Genomic DNA, 19,459 nt, shown 5'->3' with positions numbered 1-19,459 from the left:
GAAGGCCCGGCGAGGCTAGCGTCGTCGGCGTGGACATCAGCGGCCGTCACGAGGAGTCGGGCGAGTACCTGATGGTGGCGGCGGCCGTCCACGCCAGCGTCGGCACTGCCAGACTGGAGTCGGTCGAGGGGATGGGGTTCGCCACGAGTCGCAACCCGCCGACCTTCGAGCGCGCGGCCCAGGTCGTCGCCGACGCGGTGGTCGAACTGCCAACCCCGCCGGAGGGCCCCGTGGTCGCCGAGCAGGGCGAGTTCTACGAGGAGCCCGATTTCAGGGTAGAGCAGTTCCTCGGCCCGAGCTTCAAGTACGTCGAGAGTATAGCCGAACGCGAGACCGTGCAGGCCGCACACCACGCCGCGTACGCCGCCCGCAAACTGTTCCTATGAAAGCGATAATCGCAAAGCGAGTCGACACCGGCACGCCAGACACCGAAGAGATACGCGACCTCGCCCGCGCGGCGGGCTACGAGGTCGCGGCCGAGTTCACCCAGTCGCGCAAGGAGGACCCCGCGCTCCAGGTGGGCGAGGGGAAGGCCGACGAGATCGGTCGCGCGGTCGCCGAGACGGGCGCCGACCTGGTCATCTTCGACAACGAACTGGGCCCGTACCAGACGTTCAACCTGGGCCAGCGGCTCCCCGAGGACACCAGAGTGATCGACCGGTTCCGGCTCATCCTCGAGATATTCGGCCAGCGCGCCCAGACCCGGAAGGCCCAGCTCCAGGTCGAGCTGGCCGAGCTCCGGTACGAGCTCCCGCGGGCCGAGGCCAAGACCAGCCTCGCCAAGCGCGACGAGCGGCCGGGGTTCATGGGGCTGGGCGAGTACGACGAGAGCCGCGAGCAGGACATCAAGGACCAGATCAGCCGGATCAAGGACGAGCTGGACTCCATCGCCCGGACCGAGGCCGACCGGCGGGACCGCCGCCGCGAGTCGGGGTTCGACCTGGTGGCGATGGCGGGCTACACCAACGCCGGCAAGTCGACGCTGATGCAGAGCCTGGCGGCCGACCTCGAGCTCGGCGAGAACGAGGAGCTCCACCCCGACCTCGACACGACGGCGGAGGCCCAGGACCGACTGTTCACCACCCTGGGGACGACCACCCGCCGGATGGACATGGATCGCAGGGACGTCCTGCTCACCGACACGGTCGGGTTCATCTCCGACCTGCCCCACTGGCTGGTCGAGTCGTTCAAGTCGACGCTCGACGCGGTGTACCACGCCGACCTGGTGCTGCTCGTCGTGGACGTCAGCGAGCCCGTCGAGGAGATCCGCGAGAAGCTCATCACCAGCCACGACACGCTCTACGAGCGCAACGAGGCGCCCATTGTGACGGTCCTGAACAAGATCGACGCGGTGAGCGACGACGAGCTCGCCGAGAAGACCGAGGCGCTCTCGGCACTCGCGCCCGATCCCATCGCCGTCTCCGGGATGGAGCAGCTCAATCTGGAGGGCCTGCGCACGCGCATCGACGCCGAACTCCCCGACTGGCAGCGAGAGCGGCTCGTCCTGCCGATGACCGACGACACCATGAGCGTCGTCTCGTGGGTCCACGACCACGCCCGGGTCAACGACGTGACCTACGCCGACGACGAGGTGGTCGTGGACTTCGAGGCCCGGCCCTCCATCGTCGAGCGGTCCCGGGCCAAGGCCGGCGAACTCGCCAGCGTACCGTCGGCCTAACTCGAACCCAATCCTCGTTACCGCGCGCTACCCGGACCGTATCGTCGATAACCGTCGCTAAACACACGTTCAGTGCGGGTTTGTCCGGCCGTAACAGTCGATACGCGCGACTCGCCGGCGGCGCCCCGGTCGGCGGATCGCTGATTGCGTCGAGACGGGCGGCGGAAACGACGCGAATAACAAAGTACGACCGGCCGTCAGAGACATACGGCAGGCGGCCAGCGCGACCGACATCGGAGCGCCCGCGCCGACCGCGCCGCTCAGAGACGATGGGGGGCACACGACAAAGAACGCGGGTGGCGTGGCACCGAGTGTACCTCGCGCTGACCGCGATCTCGACCGTCCTGCTCGCACTGATGATGGCCGACGTGCCGCCGTTCGGCGACCTCTCGCCGACAGCCGCCGGCGCGGTCATCGTGGCGCTGTTCGCCGCGGCGAGCGTCGGCCACTGGTACGACGCACGCCGGGCGCGGCGCCGCGAGCGGGAGCGGCCCCCAGACCTCCCGGGCACGCTCGACGAGGAGATCCGCTACCGGGAGAACAGCGACGAAGCGGAGGCGGACGAGACCTGGCGCGACCGCCGGGAGGACCGGCGGGAGAACGACGAAGACGGCGGGGAGCACGAACGCGGCGGGCGCCAGCGGTGAGGGAGGGATCCGTCGCCCGGCCGGTTCTCCGCCTCGGCTACTCCATCCTCCGCTCGGTCACTCTATCTTCCGCTTCGTCTTCTCGACCACCCGGACGCGGTCGACGGCGGTGTCGGGGTACTGGCCGTCCTCGTCCTTCTCGGCGGCCTTCACCATGTCCCACACCACGTTCAGGCCGGTACTCACGCCCTCCAGCGCCTCCATCTCGCAGCCTGTCTTGCCGGTGGTCTCGACCGCGACCTCGAGCGTGACCCGGTCGGCGAACAGCTCGAACTCCGTCTCGACGTTGGTGATGGGAATCTGGTGGCACATGGGGATCGTCTCCCAGGTGTGCTTGACCGCCTGGACCGCGCCGACGCGAGCGGTCGCCAGCACGTCGCCCTTGGCGACCTCGTCGTCGCGGATGGCCTCGACCGTCTCGGGCCGGAGGTTGATCTCTCCGGCGGCGACCGCCCGGCGGGCGGTGTCGGGCTTGTCGCCCACGTCGACCATCTGGACGTCGCCCTCCTCGTCGGTGTGGGTGAGCTCGGCGTCGCCGCCTCCGGCGGCTTCTTCTCGCGGGCCCTGCCCGCTCGAATCGTCCGAGGCGCTTCGCGCCCTGCTATCGTCGTCCTCACTCATCGTCGCCACCCCACAGCGCCCGCGGAAGCGCGTCGAGCAGGTCCGACGCCAGCAGCCCGTCGTGTCTGTCCTCGTCCAGCAGCTCGGCCGCCCGGCCGTTGGCGTACGCCGCCATGCACGCCGACCGGAACGGGTCGTGGGTCGCCAGCAGGCCGGCGGTGGTGCCCGCGAGCGTGTCGCCGGTCCCGCCGACGCTCATGCCGGGCGTGCCCGCGGTCGAGACGCGGGTGCGCTCGCCGTCCGTGACGACGTCGTCCTTCGCCTTCGCCAGCACGACGTGGCCGAGGTCGGCGGCGAACGCCTCGATCTCGTCGGCGCGCTCGCGGAGGGCGTCGGCGCTCTCGACCTCCGGACCGCCCATCTTCGCGAGCTCCTTGCGGTTGGGCGTGCAGACCAGCGTCGCGTCGGTGTCGACCTCGGGCACGACTTCGAGCGCGTCGGCGTCGACGACCGCCCGGCCGGAGAACTCCGCGAGAAACCGCTCGGCCGCCTCGACTGTCTCGTCGGCGCTGCCCAGCCCCGGCCCGATGACGACCACGTCGTCGTAGCTCTCGGCGGTGTCGACGAGGTCGGGCACCTGCTCGGGCGAGAGGTGGTCGCCGTCGTACGACTGGACGATGAGGTCCTCGGCGTAGCCCTGTATCTGGGGCGCGACCGGGTCGGGCGCCGCGACGAACGAGAGGTCCGCGCCGGTCCGGAGCGCGGCCTGGGCAGCCAGCGCCGGCGCGCCGGTGTACGGGCCGCCGCCGATGACGTAGGCGCGGGCGTCCTCGGCCTTGGTCCCCTCCCGTACCGGCCGGAGGTCGCCCGGCCCCACGAGGCGCTCGGCCGCGGCGGGGATGCCGATGTCCGCGACGGTGACTTCGGCGTCGAGATCGTCGAGGCCGGGTTTCTGGTCGTGGAAGGTGACCACGCGGTCGGCCTCGACCGCGGCGCCCGCTGCTTCGCCGGTGTCGGCGTTCACGCCGGAGGGGACGTCGACCGCGACGACGGTGGCGTCGGATTCGTTGATCCGCTCGGCGGCAGTGGCCTCGGGTTCGCGGAGCGCGCCCGTCACGCCGGTGCCGAGCATGGCGTCGACGACGACGTCGCAGTCGGGCACCTCGAAGTCTCTGGAGTCGTCGACGGTCTCGATGTCGTACTCGCCCCGCCGGAGCGCGTCCCAGTTCTCGCTGGCGATGTCGGTCGCGATGGTCTCCTCGCGGCCGAGCAGGTGGACGGAGGTGTCGTACTCGCTCAGAAAGCGGACCGCCACGAAGGCGTCGCCGCCGTTGTTCCCGCGGCCGGCGACGACGGCCACCCGCGCGCCGGGGGCGGCGGCCTCGCGGACCTCGCGGGCCACGGCGTTGCCGCTCGACTCCATCAACTGCTTGCGCGGCACGCCGAGGGCGGCCGCGTTCGCGTCGACCTGGGCCATCCGGTCTGCCGTGATCATGGGCGTGCGTTGGACCGGGAGCGCGTTAAGTCCTGTCGTCGGGCGCGTCGGGGCGTTCCGCCCGGCGACCGCACCGGCCCACTCATCAACGAGCGGAAAATACGCGCTCGGAGACCGGTTGGATGTTCGGTACGGCGGGGTTGAATCGCCCCGGCCAGCACGGATAAGGAACTCGCGAGACGAAGTCCGGCGGGGAGATTTCCATGGCACACGACCGATACCGACAGGGAGGCCGCGAGGAACGACGCGAGGAACAACACCCAGAACGACGATACGGGAGCCGAGGCCGCGACGAGCGGCGGCAGAGCCAGCAACGCCGGGACGACGACCGGAGTCCCGAGCAAGTCGAGCGGGAGGTCAAACAGCGGATGCAGGGCGAGGAGGCCCTGATTCCGGCGGGGGCGCCACAGGAGTCCCGGTCGGGGTCGGGCCAGCAGCCGTCCCAGGGAAGCCGTCACGCGCTCGAGTACGGCGGGGACTCGCGCCACTCGCAGAGCCACGCCGGGCCGCCACAGGGCGGCCAGCAGTTCTCGCAGCAGGAACGGACCGGTGGACGAGGTCACCAGCAGGCCGGTGACCGGGGCCAACAGCAGCCCGGGACCCAGCAGTACGGTACTCAGCGGTCCGACATCCAGCAAACGGGCTCCCAACAAACCGGCACCCAGCAGTACGGCGGCCAGCGGTCCAGCGGAACGCGATTCTCGGGCGAACCGCAGGGCTCGTCGCACCAGCGAACTTCGCAGAGCCAGCAGGACTCGTCCGGCCGGCAGTCAGAGGAGCCGTCGCCCGGGCCCACGCAGCCGAAGCAGGGCCACCAGCAGCCGACCGACGAGGGCGCGGGAGGGACCACTGACACCCAGCTGCCCTACTCCCAGCGACTGGAGCAGGCCCAGCAGCAGACCGAGCGCGGTCCCGACCGACTGTCCCGGAGCGACACTCAGGAGTCCTGGCAGGAGCGGAGCCAGCTCGGGACCGAGACCGACCAATCGCAGAGCCAGGGGACGGAGAACCGCCAGTCGGGCGGCCAGTCGCCGCGCACCTCCCGGAGCCAGGGTCGGCAGACCCAGGGACAGCGGGCCCAGAGCCAGCAGACCCGGGGTTCCCGGAGTTCGGACCGACAGCCGACGACCGGCCGGACTACGGGCCGACAGTCGGGCAGCGGTCGGACGGAGGGGCGCCAGTCGCAGGGCCGCAACGGCGGACGGCGGTACGGCCAGGGCTACCGGCGGAGTCGCGGCCAGCGGGGCGGCGAGACAGGAGGCGGCGAGTCCCGGCCGACCGAGAATCGCGGACCCGACCACCGGGGGAACGAGTCCACCGGCGGGAGCCAGCGGACCGAGCAGCCGGACTTCGGCATGACCTCGGAGGAGCAGCGCCGGGCCCCGGACATCGGGTTCGACCAGTCCCGGTCCGGCACCGTCGACGAGTCCCGGTCCGGTGACGTCGGCCGGAACAGGACGACCGGGAGCGACCGTTTCGACCGGCGAGGCGAGGACGACCGCGGTCGGGGCGACGCGAGCGGTCGTCCGTACTGAGAATCGGCCGGACTCGGTTGCTATTCCCCCGGCTCCCAGAGAATTGCCTCGCCCTCGTCTCTTCTTCCGGACATGAGCTCGAACTCGCCGTCGGCGTCCCACGACTCGCACCGCCAGTCGTCGGTCGCCGCCTCCCGGACGAGCGCGACCACCTCGTCGTCCCGGGGGTAGTACGCCGTCACGCGCTCCTCGAGGACGGTGACCGCGGCCGCGTCGAGCAGGTCGTCGGCGCAGGGCGTGTCGGCGTTCGCGACCGGTATCCGGCCGACGATGGCGTCGCCGTCCACCATCGAGTCCCCGGAGGTCGACTGCGGGTTGACGACCGGGACGGCGACCCGCAGCACCAGCTGGTCACCGGGGTCGGTTCCGGCCCCCGCGGCCCCCTGTGGCAGCGATTCGGTGTCGGCGCCTCGCACTCCGACGCCGAGCTCGGGCGCGTTCTCGCGCATGAGCGGTCGGAAGCGGTACGGGACTGACGCGGAAAGCCGTGCCGTCCGCGCCGGCGGTGCGGTCCCCGAGGAAACCGGCCGAGCGTCTCCGACCTACCGCCGGACGCGGAAGCCGTCCTCGTCCTCGGGCTCTCCGTACTCGACCTCGACGTCGTCGACGTCCGCGGCGGGGCTCCCGGTGTGGCACCACTCGACCAGCGACTCCACCGCGTCCGCGGGCCCCTCGAAGACCGCCTCGACCCGGCCGTCGTCGAGGTTCCGGACCCAGCCGTCGACGCCCTCCTCCCGGGCGGTGTCGCGGGTGTTGGCCCGGTAGTAGACGCCCTGTACCTCGCCGGAGACGAAGACGTGCGCGCGGGTTCGGTCCCCGCTCTGGGTGTCGTCTGCCATCGTTCTGCGCGGTGGTTCGGCGTTCTACCTTAAGGGGATTTGGTCGGAGAGTCGGCTATCGTCCCGATTGGCGTTGCCGGTCCGACGATCCCGGGCACAAGATACAATGGCCAGTCGCGCAACCACTGCGTGGGGGAATCACCGTTTGCCACAGAGTACCACTGGGGGAGAGAGGACGGAGCGTGCCGCGAGACCGAACGCGAGCCGCGGCAGACGGCTGGCCGCCGCGGCGGTCGGTGGGACGCTCGTGAGCGCCGGCCTCCGGCGGCGGTCGCTCGGCGGCGCGGCCCTGGCGCTCGCCGGCGGCTGGCTGCTGTACCGGGAGCTCCGGGACGACGGCAGCGACGGAGGCGAGTCCGCCACGGCCGGTGAGCCGACGCCGGCGACCGAGCCCGCCGACACCGACGCGGAGCCCGGAGCGCCGTCCGACCCGACCGCGGTCGAGCGGTCGGTCACCGTCGGGCTGTCGGCCGACGAGCTCTACGGCTACTGGCGGGACGCCGACCGACTCGACGAGATTATGGGGCCGTTCGCCGAGGTGACGGCGGCCGGCGAGGACCGCTACCGCTGGTCGGTGGCCGCTCCGCTCGGCCGGCAGATCGGGTGGGAGACCGAACTCGTCGAGGACCGACCCGGCGAGCTCCTTCGCTGGCGGTCGAACGACGACGCGACCGTCCCGAACGAGGGGTCGGTCCACTTCCGGTCGGCCCCGGGCGACCGCGGGACCGAGGTGACCCTGCGGCTGCGCGTCGACCCGCCCGGCGGTCGGGTCGGCCGGACCGCGATGGGACTGATGGGCGTCGTGCCCGAGGCGCTGGCGAGCAAGGCGCTCTACCGGTTCAAGAGCCTGGCCGAGACGGGCGAGATCCCGACGCTCGAACGCAACCCTTCCGGCCGGGGCCGGGGTGATTGGGTGTGAGGGCGCTCTGCTGGGAGGGCGTCGAGGACCTCCGTGTCGAGACGGTACCGGACCCCGAGATCGTCAGCCCGCGCGACGCGGTGCTGGAGGTCGGGCTGACGACGACCTGCGGGTCGGACCTCCACTTCATCGACGGCTACCTGCCGACGATGCGCGAGGGCGACGTCATCGGCCACGAGTTCATGGGGACGGTCGCCGAGACCGGCCGGAAGGTCGAGTCGGTCGAGGCCGGCGACCGCGTGGTCGTCCCGTCGTTCGTGGGCTGTGGCAACTGCGGCCACTGCCGAGCCGACGAGTGGTCGCTCTGCGACAACACGAACCCGAACCCGGAGCTCCAGGAGCCGATCCTGGGCTACCCGACCGCGGGAATCTACGGCTACACCCACGCTTTCGGCGGCTACGCCGGCTCGCACGCCGAGTACGTCCGGGTTCCCCACGCCGAGTCCAACTGCTTCCGGGTGCCCGACGACCTGAGCGACGAGCAGGCGCTGTTCGCCTCTGACGCCTGGCCGACCGGCTACATGGGCGCGGACTTCTGCGACATCGAGGAGGGGGATACCGTCGCTGTCTGGGGCTGCGGCGGCGTCGGGCTGATGGCACAGCAGAGCGCCGCCCTGATGGGCGCCGAGCAGGTCGTCGGCATCGACCGGTTCCCCGAGCGACTCCGGCTGGCCCGCGAGGAGGCCGGCTCGGTGACCATCGACTACACCGCGGTCGACAGCGTCGTCGACGAGCTGAAATCGCTGACCGGCGGCCGGGGCCCCGACGCCTGCATCGACGCGGTCGGGATGGAGGCCCACGGCACCGGCGTCCAGCACGCCTACGACAGAGCCAAGCAGGCGATGCGGCTCCAGACCGACCGGGGCGAGGCGCTCCGGCAGGCGATGGTGGCCTGCCGGAAGGGCGGCACGCTGTCCATCCTGGGGGTCTACGGCGTGATGGACAAGTTCCCGCTGGGCATCGCGATGAACAAGGGGCTGACCGTCCGGACCGCCCAGCAGCACGGCCAGCGGTACGTGCCGGAACTGCTCGACCACGTCGCCGAGGGCGAGATGGACCCCTCGTACCTGGCGACCCACGAGTTCTCGCTCGAAGAGGCGCCCCGCGGCTACGAGATGTTCCGGGAGAAGGAGGACGGCTGCGTCCGGGCCGTGTTCGCGCCCTGAGGTCGGCGGAGCCGTCGGACGCCCCCGACCGCTCGGCCTCCCGGTCGGCGCCCACCGTCGCGTCCGGAGGAGACCGCTACCCCCGCGTCCGGAGGTAGTGGAACACGTAGGTCTGAGCGTAGCCGGCGTACTCGCCGCCGAACTCCGCGCGGATGGCGTCGGCGGTCTCGGCGTACGACCCCTTCTCGCAGTGGGGGTAGTGCTCGGCGATGGCCCGCTGAATCCAGGTGTCGAGCGGGACCGCCTCCAGGTAGCCCAGCGAGAACATCAGCACGCAGTCGGCCACTTTGTCGCCGACGCCGACGAACGCCTGCATCGCGTCGCGCGCGTCCTCGTAATCGAGCCCCCGGACGTCGTCGGCCGTGGCCTCGCCGGAGGCGACCAGTTCCGCCGAGCGCTTGACGTACGGCGCGCGGTAGCCCAGGCCCAGTTCTCGGAGTTCGTCTTCGGTCGCGGCCGCGAGTCGCTCGGGGGTCGGGTAGGCGTGGTACGTCTCGCCGTCGACACGGACGGTCTCGCCGAACTCGCGGGCGAGCGCGGTCTGCATCCCGTGGATGCGCTCGACCCGCATCTGGGCCGAGCAGATGAACGAGACCAGGCAGGGGAAGAACGGGTCGCTGACGATGCGCAGCCCGGAATACGCCTCCCGGGCCTCGGCGAGCAGGCCGTCGTCGGGAATGCGCTCGAAGACGGCGGGCAGGTCGTCGTCGAGTCGGAGTCGCTCGGCGAGCAGCGGGTCGGCGTCGGTCGTGGCCTCCCACTCCAGGAGCCCGTCGCGCTGGCGCACCCGGACCACGTCGGCCGGGCCGTCGGCGTGGCCCCCGACCACGGTGCGGTACCAGGCCGACCCGCCGGTGGGGTCGGCCGCCTCGTAGGTGCGGCCGTCGTCGCGCCGCCAGAGGAACGTCTGGCCGCTCTCGAGCGTCGCTTGCAGGTCGAGGCCCCCGGAGAGGTCGTCGACGGGAATCGAACCCGAATCCATCGACGGAGCGAAGGGGCCGCGTCGGTGGAAGCCTTTCGTTTCGGGGCTAACCTTGATACTGTTGGCGCTCCTACCTCTACCCTGCCCATGAACTGCAGAGTTGTCGTGGAAGCCGCAGTTCCGGTCTACGACGTGGAGACCCCGGACGAGGCAGTCCGCATCGCGATCTCCAAGACCGGAGAGTTGCTCAACCCCGACCTCAACTACGTCGAGATAAACATGGGGGAGCGGTCCTGCCCGCACTGCGGGGAGGAGCTCGAACCGGCGTTCATCGCGGCCGACGAGAGCCTCGTGGCGCTGGAACTGGAGATGACGGTGTTCAACGTCGAACGCGAGGAGCACGCCTCGCGCATCGCCCGCAAGGAGATCGGCCAGCGCCTCGAGAACATCCCCCTGACCGTCCTCGAAGTCGAGGTGGTCGAGGACGAAGAGGAGGAAGCGGCCGACGACGACACCGACGACGTGGAGGTCGAGTCGGAGAGCACGAGCGACCGCGACGAAGACGACGAAGTCCTCCCGGAGTTCGAGGACCTCATCGAGTGACCAGCAACTCTGCCAGCATTCGCCTTCGGGCGGCGTGACGGGCACGTCTATCCTCGCAGCGTTCTCGGCTCGTCGGCGTCGCCTCGGCCCGCCTCGGGCGGCCGGGTCGAAGTACCTTCCCCGGCAGGAACTGTTCGATACTCGTCCGATATTGGTCGTTCGAAGGAGAAGAGGGGTCGGTAACGGAGATTACCCGGGTGACCGATCCGAGCGTAGCTCGAAGGGGAGACGGCTCTCCCGGGTCCGTATCGACAGTTCGAGGAAGCGTCGTCCGCAGTTCAGTCGGCCTTGGCGGGGACTTTCTCGTCCGCCTCGGCTTCGGTCATCTCGGCTGTGATCGCGTTCGCCATCGCGAACACTGCCGCCTTGTGGTCGGTCTTGGACTTGTGGATAGAAGTCGGTCGTACACCCAGCGAGTCGTACTCCGAAAGGTCGATGTCGGTGCTGTTCTCCTCCTCGAAGTAGTTCCCGACCTCTGCCAGAAGGCCGTGAAGGTGGATGAGCTCCTGCTTCTTCATAAGCAAACGAGGCTAACAGTTGCAGGGTTATAGTATTATCTTGAGCCCCGTTAACACGGAGTACGGATTTCTCCCGCCGCTAACGCCGTAATTCGGCACAAGAGTCCGTAAGACGAGATTGCCGGACCGTTTCGAACCGTTCCATTCGTTGCACGATCGGCCGCAACCGAGCGGCCGGGCTCGCCGGTCTCCCCGGGACTCTGAAAGATTTTTATCCGATTGCGACCCTTAGCCGACACATGGAGAGCTACGACGACCACCTCGAACGCGCGATGGACGCGACCCCCGAGATCGACGGCGACGGGGACCGGTTCGCGGTTCCGGACGTCGACGTGCGCCAGGAGGGGAACGTCACCGTCTTCGAGAACTTCCAGGAGATCCTCGACCGGCTCGGGCGCGACGGTGACCACGTCCTGAAGTTCCTCCAGGACGAGCTCGGCACCAGCGCCCACATCGACGAGAGCGGTCGCGCCCGGCTGACCGGGGAGTTCGGCCGACGGCGGATCGAGGACGCCGTCGAGGAGTACACCGAGGCCTACGTGCTCTGTTCGGAGTGCGGGCTCCCGGACACCCGCCTCGAGCGAGAACAGGGTGCGGTGCTGCTTCGGTGCGAGGCGTGCGGCGCTCGCTCCGCGACCAGCGCCTGAGTATCGGTTCTCCCTGTCGTCAGATCTCGGGCGTCGCCGGTACGGTCACTGGAACTGCTTCAGCGTCTCGAGGTCGCGCTCGGTGCGCATGAACTCCGCCGTCCGGCGACCGGCGTGACAGTTCGGGCAGTGGAACGTCGCGTCGTGGGCCGGCAGGTCGTCCGGCGACTCCTCCCAGTCCTTGCCGCATTCAGGACAGACCAGTCGCACGTACGTCTCGTTCATACCCCGAAGCATGCGCGTGCCTGCCTGAAAAAAGTTGTCGCACGATTCCGACCCGTGGAAACCATCCGCCGAAAACTATAACTCTCATAGGGCTAAACTAGAATTTAGATATGTCTAAATCGCCGTCGGCTGACGGACCTGTCTCCGAGGAGGGACCGTGAGATGGCCGAATTCGTCGATATCTTCGTCGCGTCGGTCAGAGACGGTTACGTCCAGGTCAGCGCGTTCGTCGCGGTGACGGTCCTGCTGTTCAGCCTCGTCCAGTACCGCACCGGCGGCGCGCTGGTCGACCGGCTGAGCGAGAACGAACGGATCCAGCCGCTGGTCGGGGCGGCGATGGGACTGACGCCCGGCTGCGGGGGCGCCATCGTGATGATGCCGCTGTACGTCCGCGGGACCGTCAGCTTCGGCACCGTGGTCGCAACCCTCATCGCCACCGCGGGCGACTCGGCGTTCGTCATCCTGGCGCTCGCCCCGGAGGCCGCGGTGTACGCCTACGGTGTCGCCTTCGGGACTGCGGTAGTCTCGGGCTACGTCATCGACCGCTACGGCGTCGGCGTCGGACGGGTCGACGCCGCGGTCCGGCGCATCGACCGGGCCGCGACCGACGGCGGTGCGATGGCGAGCGGGAACCCGGCGACCGGGCCGCACGACTTCGAGGGCGACGCCGTCTGCCACTCCAGCGACGAGCCCGCTCGCGAATCGCCCCTGCTGACGCTGCTCTCCCACGCGGCCCACGCGCTCTGGTGGGTCGCGGCGGTCGCCGCGCTCGCGCTCGGGGTCACCTACCTGCTCGCCGGCGCGCCCGAGGTTCCGCTCGAGGTCGGCGCCTCGTTCGCCGGGCTGTTCACCGTGGTCGGCATCACCGGGACGACGCTGTCGTTCTACCTCTACTTCGTCGGGCGGCGCTATCTGGGCGACGGCCACGTGGGCCGGGCCCGCGAGTCGTTCGCCGACGCCTACGACGCGCTGGTCCACGCCGCCATGGAGACGAGCTTCGTCACCGTCTGGGTGCTGGCGGCGTACCTGCTCTACGAGTACGGCGTCGTCCTGCTCGGGGTCGACGTGGGCGCGCTCGCCGCGGCCGCGGGACTGCTCGCCCCGGTCGCGGGCGCGCTGGTGGGACTGATTCCGGGCTGCGGCCCCCAGATCGTCCTCGCGGGCGTCTACGCCGAGGGGGCGATACCCTTCTCGGCGCTGACGGCCAACGCCATCAGCCAGGACGGCGACGCGCTGTTCCCGCTGCTGGCCGTCGACAAGACCGCGGCCGTGGTGGCCTCCATCTACACTACGTTGCCGGCGCTAGTCGTCGGAGTCGCGCTCCACCTGGTGTTCGGACCGATGTTCGGCTTCGGCGTACTCGGGTAGGGGACCGACCTGCTTGGCGAGGCAGCCATCAGGTCCAAGGACGTTCTCGGGCAACCTCCACCGGGGGTTCTGAACATGGCCAATCGACACGATCCGCAACGCCGGCGCGAGGAAGCGAACGAGGGCGGGCTCCACGAGAGCCGCGAGACCGATCACGCCGACTGGACGGAGCTCGAGGGCGACCGCGACGAGGGCGACCAGCACCATCACCACCATCATCACCACCACCACGGCGGGGAGGGCTCTCCGTCCGACCGCGACTACGAGCGACTCGCCGAGGAGGCTCACTCCCGAACGCGGGGCAGCCACGACAGGGAGCGCGGGCAGGGCCGAGAACACGGCCGCACCGCGGGCCAGCGGGAAAACAACGCCGGCGACGACGAGCGCGGCCACACCAACCGGTACGGGAGCCGCGGCGCGAACGACTCCGGGTCGTCCCGGAGCCCGGGAACGGAGAACTACCGGTCGACCGGCGGCGGGACCGATGAACTGAGCGAGCGCGACCGACGAAGAAGCGGCGAGAGTCAGCACGGCCAGCGCAGCGAACAGCGCGGCCGCGAGAGCCACGAGCACGGCCGAACCGAGGAAGGCAGCCAGCGCGGCAGCCACAGCCAGCAGGGCGTCTCGGGCCGGATAACCGGCCAGCGCGGCGAGGCCTCCCACCACGCCAACCCGAGCGACTCGACGTTCCGGGAAGGGACCGGCGGCGAGCGCGAGCACCGCCACGGCGGCGAGGCGGGCACCAGCGAGCGCGACCGTCGGTACGGCAGCCGGCGCGGTCACGGCGGCGAGCGCGACACCGAGCACCGCCCGTCGTCGCACTGAGAATCGGGTCGATCACCGTCTCGTCCCGAGAACAGACTCGTCTTTTCGCCGTCGCTTGGGGTACTCTCGCCGAGAAGTGCACCGGTGAGCTGACGCTCCCCGGTCTCAGTACGGACCGGCGCCGCCACCGCCATCTCCGCTATCCTCCGTCGTCGTGGCTCCGGTGGCGGTTCCGACCCCGCCGGGACAGGCCGGATTCACCGCGAACCAGACGTCGTTGACCCCGTGACCGGTGGCGTCGCCCGGTTCCTCGTCGTTCTGCCAGTAGTACAGCGGCGTGCCCTCGTACGTTACCTGCGTCGACCCGTCCCGCCGTTCGGTCGTGCCGAACTCCCCCGGCAGTCCGTCGGGGACGGTCGGCGACCCCTCGACGGTCAGGGGCGGCCACGCCTCGGCGCACTGGTCGTAACACGTGCTCTCGGTCCCCTCGTCCTGCGTGAACCGATAGAGGGTCATCCCCTCGCCGCCCGTGAGGATGACCCCGTGGTCCGGGTGCGTCGTCACCTGGACCGTGAAGGGGGACGAACCGTCCCCCGTCGTCTGGGTCTGTCCCCCGGTAGTTTCGGTCTCCTGGCGGTTCTCGCTCGCGCCCGCGCACCCGGCGACGGAACCCGCGAAGCCGAGCGCCGACGCCCGTAACAGCGTACGTCTCGACGGTGGCATGCTAAGCCGTGCCACGGCGGTCGCAAAGACCGTTTTCCGAACTCCGGCCCAAATTCCGCCCGGATTCGACCACCTCGGACCGCAGCGCCTCGGGGGCGTCAGTCCCACGTCACCCACGCGAGGACCAGCAGGGCGACCGATTCGAGGACGCACAGTCCGAGCATCGCCTGTCGGGTGAACGGAGTCCCCTCGTAGAGCCAGGCGTGGAACCCGGCGTCGAACGAGTAGGCGTACACCCAGAGGAGGTTCTCGGCCAGCAGGAACCCCCCGAACACGAGCAGGCCGAGCGCGTGCTTGGACCCGAGCCGCCGGTAGCTCCGGGCCCACACGCCGACCAGTCCCGCGAGGACCGCGACGTTCAGCACCGCCGCGGCCTCCGCGACGTCTACCCAGAGCGACATCTGCCCCTCCGTTGCCACCGCTCGCAGTTATACGCTTTCCCAAATCCGGCCATACTACTCGACCTCCGCGACGATCTCCTCGACGGTGTCCCAGTGGTCGCGGACCCGCTCGGTCGGCAGGTAGACCGCGCCGTAGTCGTCGCCGGAGTTGCGGACCACGTCGTTGTCCGTCAGCACGTCGAGGTGGTGCCGGACCGTCTTGTAGTCGAGGTCGAGGTCCTCGGCGAGCTGGTTCGGGTTCCGCGGCCGGTCGTCGAGCGCCCGGAGGATGCGCGCCCGGTTGGTCCCGCCCCGGGTCCCGGCGAGCACGTACCAGAGGACGCCCTCCATCAGTGGAACTGACACGGACCCGGACCGTAAGCGCTCCGCCGGGCGCTCGCCAACCGGCGGCCCGGTCCCGGACCGACGTCACGGGCGGCCCGCCCGCGACGACCCCGCTCAGACGGTGAAGAGGTGGCCCTCGCGAGGGACGTCAAAGAGCCCCACGCGAGCGCCCGCGTCGAGCCAGGCGTGGCCGTACGAGAACGCCGCCAGCGCGTTCACGGGGTCGCCGTCCTCGCGGAAGTGGCGGCCGTCGTCGAGGTACGACGCGGCCATCTCCAGGCACTCGGCCGCGGCCTCTCCCATCGGGGTGTCCTCGGGCGGGGCGATCTCGGTCGCGTCGAGCGCCTCGGCGAGCAGCCCCTCGTAGCGGTCGGTCTTCTCTTCGAGGTCGGCGGTCATGTCGGACCCGAGGCTCGGCCGGCGTGTAAGGGCTTCGGGTGCCGGGACCGCGGAAGCGGCGACCGCCACTGTTCGACCTACTTTTCGACGGCGGCGTCGGCCGAGATAGCGGAAAGTCGGGGCCACAACACAAGCTAAATACCTCCCCGGTCGCAATATTGCACCATGAGCGAACACCCGCGCGTGGAGATCTACACGAAGGAGAACTGTCCGTACTGCGAGAAGGCCAAGGACCTCTTCGACGCGAAGGGCGTCGACTACGAGACGTACAACGTGACCGGCGACGAGGAGCTGTTCGACGAGATGGTCGAGCGGGCCGACGGCCGCCAGACCGCCCCCGAGGTGTTCGTCGACGACGAGCTCGTCGGCGGCTGGGACGACACCCAGGCGCTCGACGAGGCGGGCGAGCTCGACGAGAAGCTCGGCATCGCGGCCGCCGACGGCGGCGAGGCGCCGGGCGACGTCGAGCACCGCCGGCTCGTCATCTCCGGCAGCGGCATCGCGGGGCTGACCGCGGCCATCTACGCCGCCCGGTCGAACAACGACCCCCTCGTGTTCGAGGGCGACGAGCCCGGCGGCCAGCTCACGCTCACCACCGACGTCGAGAACTACCCCGGCTTCCCCGAGGGCATCAGCGGCCCCGACCTCATCAACAACATGAAGGAGCAGGCCGAGCGGTTCGGCGCCGAGATCGAGAACGGCGTCATCGAGGACGTCGACGACTCCTCGCGGCCCTATCGGATCGAGCTCTCGAACGGGGACGTGTACACCGCCGACGCGTTCATCGCCGCCTCGGGCGCGAGCGCCCGGACGCTGGGCATCCCCGGCGAGGACGATCTGATGGGCTACGGCGTCTCGACGTGCGCGACCTGCGACGGCGCGTTCTTCCGGGACGAGGAGATGCTGGTCGTCGGCGGCGGCGACGCCGCGATGGAGGAGGCGAACTTCCTCACCAAGTTCGCCTCGAAGGTGTACCTGGTCCACCGCCGCGAGGAGTTCCGCGCCGAGGACTACTGGATCGACCGGGTCCAGGAGAAGGTCGACGAGGGCGAGATCGAGATCGTCAGGAACGCCGAGGTGACCGAGATACACGGCTCGGCGGAGGAGGGCGTCGACACCGTCGACCTCGTCCGCCACCCCGAGGGCTACCCCACCGACAGGCTCGACGACCCCGAAACGGAGGAGTTCGAGATGGACGTCGGCGCCGTGTTCCTCGCCATCGGCCACACCCCCAACACCGACTACCTCGAGGGCACCGACGTCGAGATGGACGAGGCCGGCTACATCCAGACCGAGGGCGGCAAGGGAGGCGGCCAGACGGAGACCGGCGTGCCCGGCATCTTCGGCGCCGGCGACGTGGTCGACTACCACTACCAGCAGGCCGTGACCGCCGCGGGGATGGGCTGCAAGGCCGCGCTCGACGCCGACGACTACCTCGAGACCGAGGCGGTCGAGGCCGAGTCCGGCGCGACAGAGGCCGCCGCGAGCGACGACTGAGCCGACTCGCTTCTTCCGTCTTTCTGCTGCTTCGGTCTGTGCTCTCGCTCGTCGGTCGCTCGCTCACCGGAGGAGCCGGACCCCATCGAAAAGTATCGCGAAGCGCCGCGTCAGTCGTCCGAGACCGCCGGTTCGCCGTCGTCGCCCTCCACCGGTCCCGGTCCGGGTGCGCCTCGGACGTCGCCCCCGCGCCACGCGCCGCTGGAGAACCACAGGTACGCGATGACCGCGCCGGCGACGTTCGAGACGAAGAACGCGACCCAGATGCCCCGGACGCCGAAGACGGCGTCGGAAGGGACGAACGGGATCGAGAGCCGGAACTGCGAGGCGACGTACGCCACCGGGAGCCGGATGCCGGCCAGCGTCACGACCGAGATGGCGGCCGCCACCAGCGTCTTGCCCGCGCCGCGGAAGCCCCCGGTGAACGCCCGCATGATGCCGATGAAGCCGAACGAGAGCGCCACGTACCGCAGGAAGGTCGCGCCCTCGTCGAGCACCGCGGGGTCGTCGGTGAACGCCGCGACGATGGGCGTCGGGACGAGGAAGATGAGCACGCCCGCTACGGAGAGGACGACGAACATGGCCTTGGCCGCGATGTAGTTGGCCTGCGCCGCCCGGTCGTACTTGCCCGCGCCGATGTTCTGGCCGGTCATCGTCTCGACCCCGCGGGCGACCGCGATGGCCGGGAGGAAGATGACCGAGAAGACCCGCGTGCCGATGCCGTAGGCCGCGACGACCGTCGTCGGGAACGTGCCGACGATGAGCAGCAGCGCGTTTATCGAGAGCGCTCGACCGGTGCCCTCGACGCTGGCCGGGACGCCGATGGACAGCAGCTTCCGGAGGTACTGGAGGTTCGGCCGCATGTCCCGCAGGTGGATCTGGATGCCCCGGCTCCCCGAGAGCATGATCGCGACGCCGACGAGCATCGCGACGCTCCGGGAGAAGACGGTGGCGATGGCGGCGCCCTGGATGCCGAGTTCCGGGAACGCGACGGTGCCGACAAGCGGGGCGTGCTCGACCAGCGTCCAGCCGTTGATGAGGAACGGATCGAGCGCGACGTTGAGCACGACCGTCCCAAACATCACGAACATGGGGGTGAGCGTGTCGCCCGCGCCCCGCATGAGCGAGATGAACACGAAGAACCCGAACATGAACGGCAGGCCGAGCGCGACGACCTGCATGTAGGCGGTCGCGCCGGGCAGCACGTCGGGCGACGCCCCGAGGAAGTCGAGGAACGGCCGCACGAACGGGAAGCCGATTACGCCGAGCAGCACCGACGCGAGGAACGCGAACGAGACGGTCTGGGAGGCGGCGTACTCGGCCTTCTCGTCCTCGCCGGCGCCGGTGTGCTGGGCCACCAGCACGCTCCCGGCGACCGACAGCCCCGTCCCGAGCGAGATGAGCAGGAACACCATCGGGAACGCGAAGCTGATGGCCGCGAGCGCGTCGGTCGAGTACCGGCCGAGCCAGAAGGTGTCGGCCAGGTTGTACGCCGTCTGCATCAGGTTCGTGACGACGATGGGCAGCGAGAGGAAGAGCAGCGGCCGGACGATGCCGCCCTCGGTGAGGTCGAGTTCCTCCTGGCCCTTGAAGAGGCTCACGCGACCACCTCCGGCGTCCGGCCGAGCTGGCGTTCCAGGTAGCGCTCGGCGAGCTGTCGGGTCTCTCCCGGCTCCTCGCCGAGTGCGACCTCGCGAGCGTGCGCCCCGTTTATCGCGGTGACGACGAACCGGGCGGCCTCCTCGGGGTCGGCCTCGTCGAACCGGCCCGACTCGACGCCGTCCCGGACCGCGTCGGCGACGAACTCTCGCATCCGCTCGTCCATTCGGACGAACCGCTCGCGGTAGGCGTCGTGGTAGGGCGCCTGGGCCTTCAGCTCCATCAGCGCGACGGGGGAGGTGTCCTCGGCCGGCGCGAAGATCGCGTCGAGGAAGGTGTCGAGCCGCTCGCCCGGGTCGCTCGAGTCGGCGGCCAGTCGGCGCTCGAACTTCTCGATCAGGTGGTCGAGGAACGCGTTCAGCAGCTCCTCCTTCGTGTCGTAGTGGTAGTGGTACGTCGCCTTCGACAGCGTCGATTCGTCGGCGATGCGGCGCATCGTCATGTCGGCGTAGCCGTGCTCGCAGAGGGCCCGGTACGTCGCGCCCATCATCTCTTCGAACGTCTCTTCGTCCATTCTCTGCCGTAACTTACTGACCGGTCAGTCAAAAACGTTGCGAACCGAAATATC

24 protein-coding genes are annotated in these 19,459 nt (G+C 70.0%); 11 read left to right on the top strand and 13 right to left on the bottom strand.

Features of this window, described 5'->3' with window-relative positions:
- Positions 1–29: 29 nt before the first annotated feature.
- From DVR07_RS09140 to DVR07_RS09130, 3 genes are all read left to right on the top strand, one after another.
- A complete protein-coding gene (locus DVR07_RS09140) occupies positions 30–386 on the top strand; it encodes a DUF2209 family protein (protein ID WP_115796589.1) in 357 nt (118 codons plus the stop codon).
- A complete protein-coding gene (hflX, locus tag DVR07_RS09135) occupies positions 383–1,678 on the top strand; it encodes a GTPase HflX (protein WP_115796587.1) in 1,296 nt (431 codons plus the stop codon). Before DVR07_RS09140 ends, hflX begins: the two co-directional genes overlap by 4 nt.
- Positions 1,679–1,974: 296 nt before the next feature.
- Positions 1,975–2,325: a hypothetical protein gene (locus tag DVR07_RS09130; RefSeq protein WP_162829493.1), complete on the top strand. Its 351-nt coding sequence runs from the start codon at positions 1,975–1,977 to the stop codon at positions 2,323–2,325.
- A 57-nt stretch (positions 2,326–2,382) separates the two neighbouring features.
- Here the strand turns inward: DVR07_RS09130 and moaC are convergent, their stop codons facing one another.
- Positions 2,383–2,946 carry a cyclic pyranopterin monophosphate synthase MoaC gene (moaC, locus tag DVR07_RS09125; RefSeq protein ID WP_115796583.1) on the bottom strand — a complete coding sequence of 188 codons (564 nt, stop codon included), beginning with the start codon at positions 2,944–2,946 and terminating at the stop codon, positions 2,383–2,385.
- A complete protein-coding gene (locus DVR07_RS09120; protein WP_115796581.1) occupies positions 2,939–4,381 on the bottom strand; it encodes an NAD(P)H-hydrate epimerase in 1,443 nt (480 codons plus the stop codon). The genes moaC and DVR07_RS09120 overlap by 8 nt, the downstream gene beginning before the upstream one ends.
- A 203-nt stretch (positions 4,382–4,584) precedes the next feature.
- On the opposite strand from DVR07_RS09120, the gene DVR07_RS09115 reads away from it, so the two are divergent.
- Positions 4,585–5,916 (top strand): hypothetical protein, encoded by a 1,332-nt coding sequence (locus tag DVR07_RS09115; protein WP_115796579.1) that lies wholly within the window; start codon positions 4,585–4,587, stop codon positions 5,914–5,916.
- Positions 5,917–5,936: 20 nt separating this feature from the next.
- Here DVR07_RS09115 and DVR07_RS09110 read toward each other — a convergent pair whose 3' ends face one another.
- Together DVR07_RS09110 and DVR07_RS09105 are read right to left on the bottom strand one after the other, a co-directional pair.
- On the bottom strand, positions 5,937–6,365 hold the full coding sequence (locus DVR07_RS09110; RefSeq protein ID WP_115796577.1) for a hypothetical protein: 429 nt from the start codon (positions 6,363–6,365) through the stop codon (positions 5,937–5,939).
- A 93-nt stretch (positions 6,366–6,458) separates the two neighbouring features.
- Positions 6,459–6,755 (bottom strand): acylphosphatase, encoded by a 297-nt coding sequence (locus DVR07_RS09105; protein WP_115796575.1) that lies wholly within the window; start codon positions 6,753–6,755, stop codon positions 6,459–6,461.
- 247 nt (positions 6,756–7,002) lie between these two features.
- Here DVR07_RS09105 and DVR07_RS09100 point away from each other — a divergent pair, with 247 nt between their 5' ends.
- Together DVR07_RS09100 and DVR07_RS09095 are read left to right on the top strand one after the other, a co-directional pair.
- Entirely contained in the window at positions 7,003–7,674 is a 672-nt protein-coding gene (locus DVR07_RS09100; RefSeq protein ID WP_115796572.1) for an SRPBCC family protein, read from the top strand.
- Positions 7,671–8,840: a zinc-dependent alcohol dehydrogenase gene (locus DVR07_RS09095; protein WP_115796570.1), complete on the top strand. Its 1,170-nt coding sequence runs from the start codon at positions 7,671–7,673 to the stop codon at positions 8,838–8,840. The genes DVR07_RS09100 and DVR07_RS09095 overlap by 4 nt, the downstream gene beginning before the upstream one ends.
- Before the next feature lie 76 nt (positions 8,841–8,916).
- On the opposite strand, the gene DVR07_RS09090 is transcribed toward DVR07_RS09095, so the two are convergent.
- Complete coding sequence (locus DVR07_RS09090) at positions 8,917–9,822, bottom strand: DNA-3-methyladenine glycosylase family protein (protein WP_115796568.1); 906 nt, start codon at positions 9,820–9,822, stop codon at positions 8,917–8,919.
- Positions 9,823–9,909: 87 nt separating this feature from the next.
- Here DVR07_RS09090 and DVR07_RS09085 point away from each other — a divergent pair, with 87 nt between their 5' ends.
- Complete coding sequence (locus DVR07_RS09085) at positions 9,910–10,365, top strand: DUF555 domain-containing protein (protein ID WP_115796566.1); 456 nt, start codon at positions 9,910–9,912, stop codon at positions 10,363–10,365.
- A gap of 278 nt (positions 10,366–10,643) precedes the next feature.
- Here the strand turns inward: DVR07_RS09085 and DVR07_RS09080 are convergent, their stop codons facing one another.
- On the bottom strand, positions 10,644–10,883 hold the full coding sequence (locus DVR07_RS09080; protein WP_115796564.1) for a UPF0058 family protein: 240 nt from the start codon (positions 10,881–10,883) through the stop codon (positions 10,644–10,646).
- A 239-nt stretch (positions 10,884–11,122) separates the two neighbouring features.
- Here DVR07_RS09080 and DVR07_RS09075 point away from each other — a divergent pair, with 239 nt between their 5' ends.
- A complete protein-coding gene (locus tag DVR07_RS09075) occupies positions 11,123–11,530 on the top strand; it encodes a translation initiation factor IF-2 subunit beta (RefSeq protein WP_115796562.1) in 408 nt (135 codons plus the stop codon).
- A 45-nt stretch (positions 11,531–11,575) separates the two neighbouring features.
- Here the strand turns inward: DVR07_RS09075 and DVR07_RS09070 are convergent, their stop codons facing one another.
- Positions 11,576–11,755, bottom strand: a complete 180-nt coding sequence (locus tag DVR07_RS09070) for a DUF7836 family putative zinc-binding protein (protein WP_115796560.1) — start codon at positions 11,753–11,755, stop codon at positions 11,576–11,578.
- Between the two features lie 162 nt (positions 11,756–11,917).
- Between DVR07_RS09070 and DVR07_RS09065 the strand changes: the two genes are divergently transcribed.
- Both DVR07_RS09065 and DVR07_RS09060 read left to right on the top strand, forming a co-directional pair.
- Entirely contained in the window at positions 11,918–13,123 is a 1,206-nt protein-coding gene (locus tag DVR07_RS09065; protein ID WP_115796558.1) for a putative manganese transporter, read from the top strand.
- Positions 13,124–13,198: 75 nt separating this feature from the next.
- Positions 13,199–13,948 (top strand): hypothetical protein, encoded by a 750-nt coding sequence (locus DVR07_RS09060; protein ID WP_115796556.1) that lies wholly within the window; start codon positions 13,199–13,201, stop codon positions 13,946–13,948.
- 105 nt (positions 13,949–14,053) lie between these two features.
- On the opposite strand, the gene DVR07_RS09055 is transcribed toward DVR07_RS09060, so the two are convergent.
- The 4 genes from DVR07_RS09055 to DVR07_RS09040 form a co-directional block, all read right to left on the bottom strand.
- Entirely contained in the window at positions 14,054–14,611 is a 558-nt protein-coding gene (locus DVR07_RS09055) for a COG4315 family predicted lipoprotein (protein WP_115796554.1), read from the bottom strand.
- 98 nt (positions 14,612–14,709) lie between these two features.
- Positions 14,710–15,012: a hypothetical protein gene (locus DVR07_RS09050; RefSeq protein ID WP_115796553.1), complete on the bottom strand. Its 303-nt coding sequence runs from the start codon at positions 15,010–15,012 to the stop codon at positions 14,710–14,712.
- A gap of 54 nt (positions 15,013–15,066) precedes the next feature.
- Positions 15,067–15,342 (bottom strand): ArsR/SmtB family transcription factor, encoded by a 276-nt coding sequence (locus DVR07_RS09045; protein WP_115796551.1) that lies wholly within the window; start codon positions 15,340–15,342, stop codon positions 15,067–15,069.
- Between the two features lie 108 nt (positions 15,343–15,450).
- On the bottom strand, positions 15,451–15,735 hold the full coding sequence (locus tag DVR07_RS09040) for a DUF357 domain-containing protein (RefSeq protein ID WP_115796549.1): 285 nt from the start codon (positions 15,733–15,735) through the stop codon (positions 15,451–15,453).
- A gap of 165 nt (positions 15,736–15,900) precedes the next feature.
- Here DVR07_RS09040 and trxB point away from each other — a divergent pair, with 165 nt between their 5' ends.
- Positions 15,901–17,232 carry a thioredoxin-disulfide reductase gene (trxB, locus tag DVR07_RS09035; protein ID WP_115796547.1) on the top strand — a complete coding sequence of 444 codons (1,332 nt, stop codon included), beginning with the start codon at positions 15,901–15,903 and terminating at the stop codon, positions 17,230–17,232.
- Positions 17,233–17,342: 110 nt separating this feature from the next.
- On the opposite strand, the gene DVR07_RS09030 is transcribed toward trxB, so the two are convergent.
- Together DVR07_RS09030 and DVR07_RS09025 are read right to left on the bottom strand one after the other, a co-directional pair.
- Positions 17,343–18,833, bottom strand: a complete 1,491-nt coding sequence (locus tag DVR07_RS09030) for an MATE family efflux transporter (protein WP_115796545.1) — start codon at positions 18,831–18,833, stop codon at positions 17,343–17,345.
- Positions 18,830–19,405: a TetR/AcrR family transcriptional regulator gene (locus tag DVR07_RS09025; RefSeq protein WP_115796544.1), complete on the bottom strand. Its 576-nt coding sequence runs from the start codon at positions 19,403–19,405 to the stop codon at positions 18,830–18,832. Before DVR07_RS09025 ends, DVR07_RS09030 begins: the two co-directional genes overlap by 4 nt.
- Between the last annotated feature and the right edge of the window lie 54 nt (positions 19,406–19,459).

The organism is Halorussus rarus (assembly GCF_003369835.1).
GTDB classification, from domain to species: domain Archaea; phylum Halobacteriota; class Halobacteria; order Halobacteriales; family Haladaptataceae; genus Halorussus; species Halorussus rarus.
This window is presented reverse-complemented; position numbering and strand designations above follow the sequence as displayed.